The organism is Clostridium sartagoforme, assembly GCF_004794105.1.
GTDB lineage: Bacteria > Bacillota > Clostridia > Clostridiales > Clostridiaceae > Clostridium > Clostridium sartagoforme_B.
In genome coordinates this window covers 40,628-54,500 of the sequence record NZ_SRYR01000009.1, presented here as the reverse complement: position 1 = coordinate 54,500, position 13,873 = coordinate 40,628, and the positions used below count along the sequence as shown (strand labels likewise).

At 27.5% G+C, this 13,873-nt stretch carries 15 protein-coding genes and 1 pseudogene; 14 read left to right on the top strand and 2 right to left on the bottom strand.

Translation table 11 applies throughout. The annotated features are described in order from the left end of the window. Window positions 1-29 precede the first annotated feature (29 nt). On the top strand, window positions 30-872 hold the full coding sequence (locus E5347_RS13455; protein WP_136007748.1) for a L,D-transpeptidase family protein: 843 nt from the start codon (window positions 30-32) through the stop codon (window positions 870-872). Window positions 873-1,098: 226 nt separating this feature from the next. Here the strand turns inward: E5347_RS13455 and E5347_RS13450 are convergent, their stop codons facing one another. Further along, window positions 1,099-2,055 (bottom strand): helix-turn-helix transcriptional regulator, encoded by a 957-nt coding sequence (locus E5347_RS13450; protein WP_136007747.1) that lies wholly within the window; start codon window positions 2,053-2,055, stop codon window positions 1,099-1,101. A gap of 138 nt (window positions 2,056-2,193) precedes the next feature. Between E5347_RS13450 and E5347_RS13445 the strand changes: the two genes are divergently transcribed. The 7 genes from E5347_RS13445 to E5347_RS13415 all read left to right on the top strand — a co-directional run bounded on the left by E5347_RS13445 (window position 2,194) and on the right by E5347_RS13415 (window position 7,498). Beyond that, window positions 2,194-2,730 carry a dihydrofolate reductase family protein gene (locus E5347_RS13445; protein ID WP_136007746.1) on the top strand — a complete coding sequence of 179 codons (537 nt, stop codon included), beginning with the start codon at window positions 2,194-2,196 and terminating at the stop codon, window positions 2,728-2,730. Window positions 2,731-2,877: 147 nt separating this feature from the next. Then, window positions 2,878-3,456, top strand: a complete 579-nt coding sequence (locus tag E5347_RS13440) for a hypothetical protein (RefSeq protein WP_136007745.1) — start codon at window positions 2,878-2,880, stop codon at window positions 3,454-3,456. A gap of 19 nt (window positions 3,457-3,475) precedes the next feature. Further along, entirely contained in the window at window positions 3,476-4,156 is a 681-nt protein-coding gene (locus E5347_RS13435) for a cytochrome c biogenesis CcdA family protein (RefSeq protein WP_136007744.1), read from the top strand. 92 nt (window positions 4,157-4,248) lie between these two features. Next, a complete protein-coding gene (locus tag E5347_RS13430) occupies window positions 4,249-4,497 on the top strand; it encodes a hypothetical protein (RefSeq protein ID WP_136007743.1) in 249 nt (82 codons plus the stop codon). A 224-nt stretch (window positions 4,498-4,721) separates the two neighbouring features. Further along, complete coding sequence (locus E5347_RS13425) at window positions 4,722-5,315, top strand: TlpA family protein disulfide reductase (RefSeq protein ID WP_136007742.1); 594 nt, start codon at window positions 4,722-4,724, stop codon at window positions 5,313-5,315. Window positions 5,316-5,439: 124 nt separating this feature from the next. Next, complete coding sequence (locus E5347_RS13420) at window positions 5,440-6,120, top strand: response regulator transcription factor (RefSeq protein ID WP_136007741.1); 681 nt, start codon at window positions 5,440-5,442, stop codon at window positions 6,118-6,120. Next, on the top strand, window positions 6,110-7,498 hold the full coding sequence (locus E5347_RS13415) for a sensor histidine kinase (RefSeq protein WP_136007740.1): 1,389 nt from the start codon (window positions 6,110-6,112) through the stop codon (window positions 7,496-7,498). Before E5347_RS13420 ends, E5347_RS13415 begins: the two co-directional genes overlap by 11 nt. Before the next feature lie 75 nt (window positions 7,499-7,573). Here E5347_RS13415 and E5347_RS13410 read toward each other — a convergent pair whose 3' ends face one another. Further along, a complete protein-coding gene (locus tag E5347_RS13410) occupies window positions 7,574-8,089 on the bottom strand; it encodes a hypothetical protein (RefSeq protein ID WP_136007739.1) in 516 nt (171 codons plus the stop codon). Between the two features lie 144 nt (window positions 8,090-8,233). Between E5347_RS13410 and E5347_RS13405 the strand changes: the two genes are divergently transcribed. The 6 genes and pseudogenes from E5347_RS13405 (at window position 8,234) to E5347_RS17110 (ending at window position 13,859) form a co-directional block, all read left to right on the top strand. Further along, entirely contained in the window at window positions 8,234-8,419 is a 186-nt protein-coding gene (locus E5347_RS13405) for a hypothetical protein (RefSeq protein ID WP_136007738.1), read from the top strand. Between the two features lie 33 nt (window positions 8,420-8,452). Then, window positions 8,453-8,731: pseudogene (locus E5347_RS13400) on the top strand (MBL fold metallo-hydrolase); the annotation flags it as partial. Between the two features lie 566 nt (window positions 8,732-9,297). Further along, window positions 9,298-10,128 carry a PRD domain-containing protein gene (locus E5347_RS13395; protein ID WP_136007736.1) on the top strand — a complete coding sequence of 277 codons (831 nt, stop codon included), beginning with the start codon at window positions 9,298-9,300 and terminating at the stop codon, window positions 10,126-10,128. A 234-nt stretch (window positions 10,129-10,362) separates the two neighbouring features. Beyond that, window positions 10,363-12,225 (top strand): beta-glucoside-specific PTS transporter subunit IIABC, encoded by a 1,863-nt coding sequence (locus tag E5347_RS13390; RefSeq protein ID WP_136007735.1) that lies wholly within the window; start codon window positions 10,363-10,365, stop codon window positions 12,223-12,225. Window positions 12,226-12,246: 21 nt separating this feature from the next. Beyond that, complete coding sequence (locus tag E5347_RS13385; RefSeq protein WP_136007734.1) at window positions 12,247-13,701, top strand: glycoside hydrolase family 1 protein; 1,455 nt, start codon at window positions 12,247-12,249, stop codon at window positions 13,699-13,701. Next, window positions 13,701-13,859 (top strand): 2-keto-3-deoxygluconate permease, encoded by a 159-nt coding sequence (locus tag E5347_RS17110; protein ID WP_207670490.1) that lies wholly within the window; start codon window positions 13,701-13,703, stop codon window positions 13,857-13,859. The genes E5347_RS13385 and E5347_RS17110 overlap by 1 nt, the downstream gene beginning before the upstream one ends. Window positions 13,860-13,873 lie beyond the last annotated feature (14 nt).

Here is a 13,873-nt window from a genome sequence, read left to right as displayed (position 1 = left end):
ATTATAAAAAGTAAATTTAGAGGTTAAGAATGAAAGAATATCAAAGACAGGAACAAAGTTCATATAAGTACACCATAGCTAATACTAATCTAAGAAAAGAAAAGTCTACTTCTTCTTATATAATCACTGTAATACCAGCAGGGTCTAAGGTTCAAGTTAACGACGCTGAAGAAGATTGGTATGAAGTAACATATAATGGACAAACAGGATATGTATACAGTGATTATTTATCCCAAACAAAATATGCATGGACAGATGTTACTTTAAGGTCTTTTCCATCTGCTGAGTCAAAGCCAGTAACTGTAGTTCCTTTGAAGTCTATGGTACAGGTGCTATCTGTAAATGGAGATTGGAGTAATGTTATCTATGATAACCAAAGAGGATATATATTTAGCTATTTTCTTTCTGATGATGGGAATCCACCTGAAGGATATGATTTTAAGTACTTTTACACTGATATGACAAGGTTTGTAAATGAAAATCAAATTAAAAGTCCTACTATAAATTTAATTACAACAAACTTAGAAAATAAACTTACTTATATATTTGAAAAAAATGATAGTGGTACATGGGATTTGTTGTATAAGTGGTCTTGTACAGTAGGTAAACCAAGTACACCAACTATTAAGGGAACTTTCTATGTTAGTGGTAGAAAGCCATACTTTGGATCTGATACTTATAGAGTAAAGTATGCTACTAGAATTCGAGGTAGTTATTACTATCATTCAATTTTATTTAATTCAGCAGGAACTGAAATAATTGATGATAGACTTGGCATGGCCTTGAGTCATGGATGTATTAGATTAGATGTGAAAAACGCTCAATGGATTTATGATAATGTATTAGATAAAACTACTATAATAATAAACTAATTTAATATGTAGGCTCTGTGGAGTGATTAGCTAACAGAGCCTATATTTATGGATTCAAAAATTACTAGTAAACAGCTAGATAGTTACATAGTAAATATAAAAGTATATTTATATTTGCAATAAGTGAAAAAATTAAAGAGGACAATAAATAAGAACTCTTTGAAATACTATTTATTAATAAATACTAGTCAAAAATAAATCATAAACTGAATTCTACCATAGGTAGTTAGTTACGCTTATACAAAGCAATCACCTCAGCTGCCTTCTTCTTAATAATCTCTATAGCTTCAATTGGCTCTACAATCTCTACATCTTTCCCATATCCAAAGGCAAACTCTATGCCTTGATAAAGAGCATCAAACTTTATATCAATATAGACCACATCATCTTTAACTACAGTATTACTAATAGTGATAAAGGGCCTTTCTTTAATATTATTAAGAATAGAAGGATTAACTTTAAAGGTAAATAAATGTTTTGGAATAGAATCTTTAAATTTGCTAGTACTAGTTTTCCAGTACTTTTCTAAATTAAAATCATTAGGTCTTTGGAATATTTCATCTGTTAAAGAGACAGTTTCTATCGAGCTAACTCTATAAGTTTTAATAATCTCATTATTTTCACCAATTAAGTACCAATTACCTCTTTTACATACTAATCCAAGGGGATTTAAGATTACAATTTTTGTTTCATTTATTTTTCTATATAGAATATTTAAAACATTATTATTCCATATACTATTTTGCAAAGTAGAAAGAATATCTTTATCAATTTTATTTGGATTTTCGCTCCAAGTGTACATATCTATATAAATATAATTTTGTATATTTTTAATTTCATTTATTTGATGAGTGGATGAATTACCTAATAATTTAAGTAGAGTATTCTCTTTAACTTTTTCGATGCCTAAATCTTCTAAGATTTTATTGCCAGTAGGAATAAACAATGAATAAAGCTCATCTTTATTAATTCCATTTAGGGTAGTTTTATAATCGCCTAATAATTTTACCCCTCCATTTACACCTCTATCTGTAAATATTGGTATTCCTAAGCTGCTCAAAGATTCAATATCTCTATAAATAGTTCTAACTGATACCTCTAGCCTTTTAGCTAAATCATTTGCTGTTAATTGTTTATGCATTTGCAATAACATAAGTATTGAAATCAATCTATCTGCTTTCATAAATAGTCCTTTCTAATATGACATAGGATGTCAGTTATTATATCTTATAATATATTTTGTATCAAGGATATGGATTTAGTAAATAAGAAATACTACAATAAGAAATAATTCAATTAAAATAAAATGGAGGATAAGAATATGAGTGGGAAAATAATATTGAATTTAGCAATAAGTTTAGATGGATATATAGCAGATGAAAATGGAGGATATGATTGGATAGTTGGAGATGATAACTCTAAGTTAAATACAGAAAATAAATCAGATTTTGCTAAGTTTCTAGAAGGTATTGATGTAGTAGTTATGGGAAGAAATTGTTATAATCAAAATTTTCATAAAGACTATAAGGAGAAAGATGTCTATATAGCAACATCAGAAAATATAGCTGACTATGAAAATTATCATTTTATGAATGGAGATATCTGCAAAACTATAAGTGACTTAAAAAATCAAGGGAAAAATATATTTCTATTTGGTGGAGGAGTAGTGATTGATAGCTTTGTTAAAGAAGATATTATAGATGAATACATTATAGGAATAATACCTACTATCTTAGGAAAGGGAAGAAAGTTATTCTTAGAAAATAATCCTAAAATTGATTTAAATCTTCAGGAATATTCAGTTGAAGATGGCATTATAGTTATGAAATATTCAAAGAGAAATAAATATGAAAATTAAATATTAATGATAAGTGAGTATAATATAAGATAAGGGAATGAATATATATTATACTTTCTTTTTTATATTTCAATGAATTATAAAATCTTCATAAAACCAACAAAAATAATTAATATAATATCACTAGTAGAGAGGAAGTGAATTCAGATGAAATTGAAAAATACATTAATCATATCAGTATGTGTAATTGTCATTATATTTGGTGGGATTAAGGTGTTTGATAAGGGATTAAATGAGATTAAAAGTAAAAGGCTAGGACTTGATAAGACTAAAAGCGAAGAGGTAGCAAGTAATCAGATTAAAAGAAGGGCTTTAGGAACTGATGAAGGTAAAAGTAAAGATTTAGATAATGATGAAATTAAAAGTGAAATAGAGGAGTTAGAAAAAGTAAAAAGTGATACTATTACTAAAACTTTTGATGGTAGTTATATGAGTCCATTAGTTACGGTTTCAGAGTACAAGCCTCAATTTAACATTAAATTAGATGGTATTGATAAGGACAGTGAATTAATACTTATAAATTCTTACTCTGGAGAGATGATTAAAATGGATTATAATGAAGATGGAGAATATATATTAAGTACTAGCTTGGAAAAAGATGTAGACTATGGAATATTAGTTGATTATAGATTAACAGGATCAATTAGGGTAGTTAATGATTTGAAAGAAATAAATGATGAAGAAATATACAATGAGATAATGGAAAATTTACAATGCGGTTTATAAAAAAGGAGAAAGTTTAATTATGAATTATATACTATTATTTTTAGAAGGGATACTAACATTTATATCACCATGTATCTTACCTATGGTACCAATATATGTATCATATTTTATGGGAAAGGATTCGGATAACAAGAAAAATAGAGCGTTAATAAATTCCCTAGGCTTTGTCTTAGGATTTTCAATTATATTTGTTTTATTAGGGGTTGGTGCAAGTGCACTTGGACTAAGCTTAAATAAATATATAAGAGAACTAAATATATTTTCAGGAATAATAATGATATTTATGGGCCTTAATTACCTAGGAATATTAAAGATTAACATACTTCAAAGAACCTTTAAGCTGAAAAATAAGGTTGATAAAAATAATGTGAATTTAGCATCATCTATTTTATTTGGAATGATATTTAGTATAGGATGGACACCATGTGTTGGACCTTTTCTTGGATCAGCTTTAATGATGGCCACTAATTCAAGTCATATTATGGAAGGTGTATTAATGCTACTTACATATAGCTTAGGTTTTGGGATTCCGTTTATACTATCTGCTTTATTAATTGATTCATTAAAGAGCACATTTAACTTTATTAAAAGAAATTATAATATTATAAATAAAATATCAGGTATAATCTTAATAATCGTAGGTGTAATGATGATGACTGGATATTTAAATATGTTATTATCTATGTTAAGTTTCGTATAAGTTAAATAGTATAAGGAGAGCTAAAATTCCTGCTAATAAGAGATTTGATTTAAACTATTTGTAAGTTAAATAATATAAAAGGAAGAGAAATTATGAAAAAAATATTAAGTAAGTATATAAGAAAATTAAGTATAAAAAAACTTAGCAATTATCTAATAAATATAGGAATAGTTTTAAGCATATTAAATATAGTTATGATTTATATTTCTAGAAGTACTTTGCCAGAGGGAGTATGTCCTATAGATGAAAACAATAATTTTATATTACTATCTATTGGGGTTTCAGGGCTAGGATTAATTTTATCATTTTTTGATAGTGATACGAAAAATAAATTAATTTAGGTATTTAATAATGGTAAAGAATAATAGACCAATTTAGGTATTTAATTAAGAAATAGAGTGGGAAAAATAAAATTATCTCTAGTGATTTTAATAATAGGTAAATAGATAAAATAGCAAAGGATAAAATTAAGATATAGGGAAAAGATTAAGAAAAGGAAATAGAGGTAGTGTAAAGTTTTATATAAAAAATTTGAGCTAGTCAGAATAAATAGGAGATTAGGTGTATGAAAAAGTTAAAAGTTATATTGATAGTGCTTTTAATGGTACTATTGATATTTTTAGGAAAATTAGGTTATGATTATCTAACTGGTGTATATGAAGAAGAGGGAACAAAAGTAAGTAGTGGGAATAATGCTAGTATAGGTGGTAGTATAAAGGAGGATAAACCTTTAGAAAAAGCAAAAGATTTTACTGTTTATGATGAAGATAATAATGAAGTGAAATTGTCAGATTTTATTGGAAAGAAAAATGTAGTAGTAAACTTTTGGGCAAGTTGGTGTCCTCCATGTAAAGCAGAAATGCCATATTTTGATGAGGCTATGAAGACTTATAAGGATGAGGATGTAGAAATTTTAATGGTTAATCTTACTGATGGAATGAGGGAAACAAAAGAGACAGCAAAGGCCTTTATAGAGGAAGAAGGATATGATATGGATATAGTTTATGACTTAGATAGTGATGCAGCTATGACATATTATTTAAATGCAGTTCCAAGAACTTTATTTATAGACATAGATGGAAATGTGCAGTACGATCATACTGGAATGATTACTAATAGCGTTCTAAATAACAATATAGAAAAATTACTAAATAAATAATAATATTGAAAAGTTATATAAGTTGAAATAATATAAATTCTAAAAATGTAGATTAATTATTTAAAGATAGAATAAATAAGTAAGCTTTTAATTAGATATGTATAAGGATATGGAGATGAGTGTGGTGCCGAAGAATATACTTGTTGTAGATGATGAAATAAAAATAGTTGAAGTTATAAGTCTATACTTAAAAAATGAAGGATATGAAGTAGTTTTTGCAGCTAATGGTAGGGAAGCCATAGATAAATATAAATCAAATGATATAGATTTGATTATTTTAGATTTAATGCTACCAGATATATCAGGGGAAGATGTTTGCAAGGAAATAAGAGAAATATCTGATGTTCCTATTGTAATGTTAACAGCTAAAACTGATGAAAGCAGTATATTAAATGGGTACTCATTAGGTAGTGATGATTATATTACAAAACCCTTTAGTCCAAAGCAACTAGTGGCTAAGGTAAATGCTTTATTTAAAAGAGTTATAAAAATAGAATCAAGGAAAATATCCTTTAATGATGATCTTATAATAGATCTTAAAAGTAGTGAGGTTACAAAGAGTAATAATTTAGTGAGTCTTACACCATCTGAATACAAGATATTAACCATATTAGCAAAACATCCTCAGCAAGTATTTACTAGAGAAGAGTTATTAGATTATATAATAGGTGAAAATGATTATGTTTATGACAGAATAATAGATAGCCATATAAAGAATTTAAGGGCAAAAATAGAGAGCGATAGTAAGAACCCAAGATATATAAAAACTGTTCGTAGTTTAGGATATAAATTTGATGATAACTAAGGTTAAATTAAAAAATAAACTTATATGTATTTTTATCATATTTTCTATATCTATAATATCACTAGTAAGTATTATAAATCGTATATATATTGAACATAACTTTAATAAATATGCTGAAAATAAAATGGAGAGAAGTAAAGAAGAAATTTATGAGAAAATAACAACAACATATAAAGATGGTGTTTGGAATATAAATAGCATTAATTTTGCTGGATATAATGCATTAAGAGAAGGATTATTAATTAGTATTAAAGAAAAAGATGGAAATACTATATGGGATGCAAGGGAATATAATAACATAGAGTGTGAAACGATTTTGGCTAAAATTAGGTACAATACTAATAAAATAAATCCAAATTCTGATACAGTTAATACAATAGAAGAATATGAAATAAAGGTTAATAACGAAGTAGTTGGAACTATAAAACTAGAATATATAGGGCCACTTTTCTTTGATGATTCAGATGTTATATTATATGAAATGTTAAATGATATTTTACTTATATTAGCTATAGTCTTTTTAGTATTTTCTATAATACTTGGGATAGTAGTATCTTCATCATTAAATAAACCAATTTTAAAAGTTATAGAAGCTACTAAATCAATATCAGGTGGAAATTACTCAAAAAAGATATTAGAAGAAAGTAATATAGAAGAGGTAAATGAATTAATTACATCTGTAAATAAAATGGCAGAAAATATAAAGCATCAAGAAAACTTAAGGAAAATCATGACTAGGGATATATCCCATGAACTTAGAACACCACTAACGACTATACAAGCTCATCTAGAAGCAATAATGGATGGGTTATGGGAACCATCTCATGAAAGATTAAAAAGTATCCACGAAGAAATACAAAGATTAAATAGATTAATAGTGTCCTCAGATGAGTTATTTAAATACGATAGTGGAGAAATGATGCTAAATAAGTCAGAAGTTGATATTTCAAATATTGTATATACTATACTTATTAATTTTGAAAAAGAATTCTTAGATAATAAAATTAAATTAGAGATGAATTTGAATAATTGCAGGGCATTTGTTGATAAGGACAAAATAAGCCAAGTTATAATAAATATAATTTCCAATAGTATAAAATATACTGGACCTGGAAAGAAGATAATAGTTAATTGTTATGAAGATGAGGATAGAGCCTTTATATCAATTAAAGATAATGGTATAGGAATTAGTGAAGAAAACTTAGAATTTATCTTTGAGAGATTTTATAGAGTAGATAAATCAAGGAATAAAGATTCAGGTGGACTAGGGGTAGGATTAACTATTTCAAAAGCAATAGTGGAGGCTCATAAAGGAGAGATTAGCGTTAATAGTAGGGTTAATGAGGGTTCTAACTTTATAGTATCGCTTCCAAAATAGAAATGTTGATGTTTATTAGGATATATTAGCATATAATTACTATGTTAATACATCCTTTTATACTTATATAAATAATTAATTTTTCAATAATATTTTAATTCTATTTAGTTCATTAGTTAGTTCTTGTACTTGATCTTCTAATTCTTGAAGTCTATTTATGTTAATATCATTAGTTTGTGAGGTAGAATTTTTTGAAGAAGCTGATGTGTTTGATGTATTTGAGGTATTTGATGTATTAGCACTTGGACTTGCGGGATTAGTGCTGCAAAATGGATTAACAACATTATAATTTTTAAGGTCGTAATATCTACCTGGACCTGCTTGGAAATATTGTTGTTGAGCATTAAAGGTTAATATTGCTTGACCAACTAACTGTAACCAATTTCCAATGGCGTTTTGGACATTAAAAGGAGTATTTCCAGCTATTATATTTCCAAGTAGCTCACCTATTAATACAAAAAGCTCAGGATGAAGAGTCTGGAATCCATTTGGTATATCGTTGCATCCAAGGTTATTTTCATTATCAGAAGAATTAGTATAACCGCAAGCTCTTAATAAATCTTCAAAATTCCCCCATCCATTAAAATTCATTTTATTACCTCAATATAAGTGATTATATTTAGTATATTAAACTTATACTTAAAAAGTACTAGATATATTTATTGAGATGAATCTGAAGGATATATTAATCAATGTATTGGATATGGTAGAGATGCCAAGATATCTAATAATAATATGAATGTTAAAGAAATAAAGATATTGAAAATAGCTATTGATTTGGCAAGGGAAAATGATAGTAATAGTGAAATTTATCATGGGTATGTATCAGATATGACTTTCAACGATAAAGTTATGATGGTATATTTAATTATGATAAATGTAAAAAAGAAATATAAAATTAAAAAGTGGCTTTGTTACTGAAGTAATTTATACGAAGGTAAATCAATGAATTGGTCAATTGACTTTTGTGGTGGTATAGAGATAATTGAAACACCAGGTCATATGTCAGGACATATATCAATTTACATTAAGGAAAGTAGAACATTAATAGCAGGAGATGCTTTAGTTATTGAGGATAACAAATTAACCATAGCAAATCCACAGTATACTTTAGATATGGGAGAAGCTAAAAAATCTATAAATAAGTTACTAAATTATGATATTGATAAAATAATATGTTATCATGGAGGAGTATATCAGACAGATATAAAAGAGGCATTAGAAAATATATAACATAAATAATCAAAAACATAGATATATAAATTCAAGATTAATATATTATAGAATAAGATATTCGGGTAAAATATTAGTCTATATTAATAATTAATTAGAGTATAATTTATTATTGATATGATTTTGCTAAATTTCTTTTACTAAGAGATCCACGATAGCAATCGTGGATTTTTACTGTATAAATTAAACTCATTAAGAACTTCTTATTTAGATATTAATATCTTTTTGGAGTGCATACTATTCTTTGGAGTAAGTGATTTATATTTTTATAGCATAATACTACCTTACACATTAATATTAGTTTTTTCTGTATATATAGTAAAGTTATCGTTTATAAAATTTCATAACGGTAATATAATTAGAATCTAAGAAAAAATGATTTTAAGAAGAAATAATTTTTCAAAAAATGTTGACAAGTCACTAAAAAGGTGTTATCGTATTCATGCAAGGACTGTTACTGATTCGATCAGGCATGACCAAAAATTAATGTGATTATTTGTGTATAATTATATTAATGTTTGGTCATTTTTTATTTTTTAAAACAAATAAGGGGGGAGATACTAAAGATGAAGATATTAAAAAAGTTAAATAACAATGTTGTATTAGCTTTAAATGATAAGGGAGAAGAAATTATAGTTACTGGAAAGGGATTAGGATTCCGTAAAATGCCATATATTTTAGAGGACCTATCTTTAATAGAGAAAAAGTATGTAATTCCTCAAAATACAAAAGCTTCTGAAATATTAGAATCTATCCCTAATGAAATTATAAAAGTAACAGAAAAAGTTATAAGAAGTGGTTATAAAGAACTTAATATGGAGTTTAATGCAGATATTTTATTAACATTATCTGACCATATTAATTTTGCTATTCAAAGAAGTAAAGAAGGAGTAACAATGAGAAGCCCACTTCAATGGGAAATCAAACATCTTTATCATAAGGAGTATGAGATAGGATTTCAGTCCCTAGATATTATTGAAAATGACCTTGGAGTTAAATTAGATAAAAATGAAGCAACTTTTATAGCACTTCATTTTATAAATGCTCAGATTGGTAAACATGATATGACTGAAACAACTAAGATAACAACTATTATGGGAGAAATTCTTAATTTAATAAAATATAAGTTTAAAATAGAGTTTAATGAAGACTCCTTTGAATTTACTAGATTTGTAACTCATATAAGATATTTTATTATAAGACAAGTAAACAAGAAACCATTAGATAATGATAATAATGATATGTTTTCTCTTATGAAGGATAAGCTAACAGAAGAGTTAGAGTGTGTTGAAATAATAGAGAAACATTTAAATAAAAATTATGGATGGAAGTGTACAAATGATGAAAAGTTATATTTAATGCTTCATATCCAAAGAATAAGAAAAGAAAAAAATTAGGACTGTTACTGATTCGATCAGGCATGACCAAAATAACCTATATATATATGGGCTTATTTTGGTTATTTTTTATGGAAAATTAGATTTATACCTTCTAATTGTAAGGTTTAAGAAGCAGAAAAATTGTTATTACAAAGTAGATATGCGCAGCTACTTTTTATATACTACTGTATTTCAAATGCTAGTTAGAAATACTATAAATACTATAAATTTTTAAAGATAAGGAGTAGAGATATGACTAATAAAGAATTAGCTTCACAAATATTAGAGTATGTTGGTGGAGAAGAGAATATAACATTTTTAACTCATTGTGTAACAAGATTAAGGTTTAATTTAAAGGATGATAGTAAGGCAGATATTAAGGTGTTATCAAGCTTAGAAGGGGTAATAACAGCACAAAATAAAAGTGGACAATTACAGGTTGTAATTGGAGCAAAAGTTAATAAAGTATTTGAAGAGTTAGAAAAAATAGTTAAAATATCTAATTCTAATGAAGGTGCTCAAGAAAAGAAAAAGAAGAAAAATCCAATTAATGCTTTTTTAGAAACTATAGCAGGGATATTTACACCTATACTTCCAGCATTAATAGGTTGTGGGATGTTAAAAACAGTAGCAGTATTATTAAAGCAATATGGATTAATTGATTCTATGTCTGGAGTTGCCCAAGTTCTAGATATGGGTGGAGATATAATTTTTTACTTTATGCCATTTTTCTTAGCAGTAAGTGCAGCCAAGAAGTTTAATACAAGTTTAAACATGGCTTTATGTTTAGCAGGTGCATATATGTACCCTACTATTTTGGATGCAGCAAAGGCAGTACCAGCAGGTCAAACTGCAACAATAGATTTTTTAGGACTACCAATATTATTAGTTAAGTATAGTAATACAGTATTTCCAATTATAATGTCAGTTTATGTATTAAGTATTATCTATAAGAGAATAGATAAAGTGATACCAGAAATGGTTAGAACAATATTTACCCCAATGATTGTATTGCTTATAATGATTCCATTACAATTAATCGCTTTGGGACCTATAGGTTCATATTTAGGAGTTGGAATCGCAAATGGAATAGAATGGTTATTTACTACAGGCGGTATTTTTGCAGCATTTTTATTAGGTGCATTAAGACCTGTACTAGTTATGTTTGGATTACACTATTCAATTATGCCAATTCAAGTTCAACAACTTGCAGAGCTTGGTAATACTGTATTATATCCAAGTGCTGTATTTTCAAACTTAGCACAAGCTGGAGCAGCATTAGGAGTTTTCTTAATTTCAAAGAACAAGAAGGCAAAATCAGTAGCAGGATCAAGTGGATTATCTGGATTATTAGGTATTACAGAGCCAGCTATGTATGGAGTAAACTTAAAATATAAGAAACCATTCTATGCAGCTATTATAGCAGCAGGTGTTTCATCAGCATTATTCTTTATGTTCAAGGGAACAGCAATAGCATTAGGTATGCCAGGAATATTTGCTTTAGGGAACTTACAATCAAATAATGGATTAAGTCTTCTTATTTGTGTTGCAATATCAATATTATTAGCAGCTGGATTAACTATGATTATGGGAATAGATGAAGATGTAGAAGATGTAGAAGATGCAAAGAAAGTTAGCGCAAGAGATAGCGTAACTTCTGCAAAAGAAAATTGCATTTTAAGTCCATTAAAAGGTGAAGTTAAAGCATTAAGCGAAGTTAATGATACAGTATTTGCACAAGGAGTTATGGGAAAAGGTATAGCAATTGAACCAACAGAAGGTAAGCTATATGCACCATTTAATGGTAAGGTAGATGCAATATTTAATACAAAACATGCAATAGGATTAACATCAGATAATGGAGTTGAAGTTTTAATTCATATTGGTATTGATACAGTTAACTTAGAAGGAAAGTATTTTACATCTCATGTTAAGCAAGGAGATACTATAAAAGCTAATGATTTATTAGTAGAGTTTGATATTGAGGCTATTAAGAAGGAGGACTATGAAGTAACCACTCCTGTAATAGTTACAAACCATGATTTATATAAAGAACTAAACATAACTGATAAAAAAACAATAGAAAAAAATGAATTATTAATAGAACTTAAGTAATAAGAATATGGAGGAATAATTATGAAAAATAAGTTTCCAGAGAATTTTTTGTGGGGAGGTGCCTTATCAGCTTGTCAAGCTGAGGGTGCATATAATGTAGATGGTAAGACACTTACTGTTCCAGAAGTAATGCCATTTAATTCTAAAAATGATAGAAAAGTAACTAAGCAACTTAAAATTACAAGAGAAATGATAGAAGAAGCTAAAAATGATCCGGATACAGTAAAGTATCCAAAAAGAAGAGGAATAGATTTTTATCATACATATAAGGAAGATATGGCTCTATTTAAAGAAATGGGATTTAAAGTATTTAGATATTCAATTTCTTGGGCACGTTTATTTCCAAATGGTGATGATAAAGAGCCAAATGAATTAGGATTAAAATTCTATGATAATATTATAGATGAATGTTTAAAATATGGTATGGAACCATTAATAACAATATCACACTTTGATTTTCCAATAGTTCTAATTGAGAAGTTTGGTGGATGGTATAATAGAGAATTAATCGATTTATACCTAAGATATTGCGAGGTAATATTCAATAGATATAAAGGAAAAGTAAAGTATTGGGTAACATTTAATGAAATAAATATGAGTATTAAAGCAGGTCCTAAAACTATGGGTGTAATAGATGAAGGACAAGATAACTATGAAGAAATGTTATTCCAAGCTCTTCATCATCAATTTGTTGCAGCTGCAAAGGCTACAAAGCTTGCTCATGAAATAGATAAAGAAAATAAGATAGGTAGCATGGTAGCATACTTTACTACTTATCCTTATACATGCAAGCCAGCAGATGCTTTAGCAATGCAAAAAGATGATCAAATGAAAAATCTATTCTATCTAGATATTTTAAATGGTGGTAAGTATCCATATTATTCAAAGAAATATTTTAAAGAACATAATATTAATTTGGATATAGAAGATGGAGATTTAGAGGTTATAAAAGAAAATACAGCTGACTTTGTAGGTATGTCATATTATAACTCTATGGTATCTAGTAATGATGGAGATCAATTAGAGCTTACTGCTGGTAATGTTCATAGCGTTTATAAAAATCCACATCTTGATGCAAATGAATGGGGATGGCAAATTGACCCAATAGGACTAAGATATACATTAAATCACGTATATGATAGATTTGGATTACCTGTATTTATACTTGAAAATAGTTCAGGATTCTTTGATGAATTAACAGAAGATAATAAAGTACATGACCCATATAGAGTTGAGTTTTTACGTAAACATATTGAACAATTAAAGCTTGCTATTGAAGATGGGGTAGAAGTTATTGGTTACACAATGTGGGGACCAATTGACATGATTTCATCAGGAACATCAGAAATGTCAAAGCGTTATGGATTTATATATGTAGATCAAGATGATTATGGTAATGGAACAATGAAACGTTACAAGAAAGATTCATTCTATTGGTATAAGAATGTTATAGCTACTAATGGAGAAGAACTTTAATAGTTATAAAAATATTAAAGAGTATTAGGAAGGTATCAGGGGGACTACTTGTAGTTCCCCTGATACTTTCTGCAATAATAAATACTTTTTTTTCTGAGATTTTTCAAATAGGTAATCCAACAACAGCATTTTTCGCAAGCTTTATGCGCCAGCCATAGTAATACTTTTACCT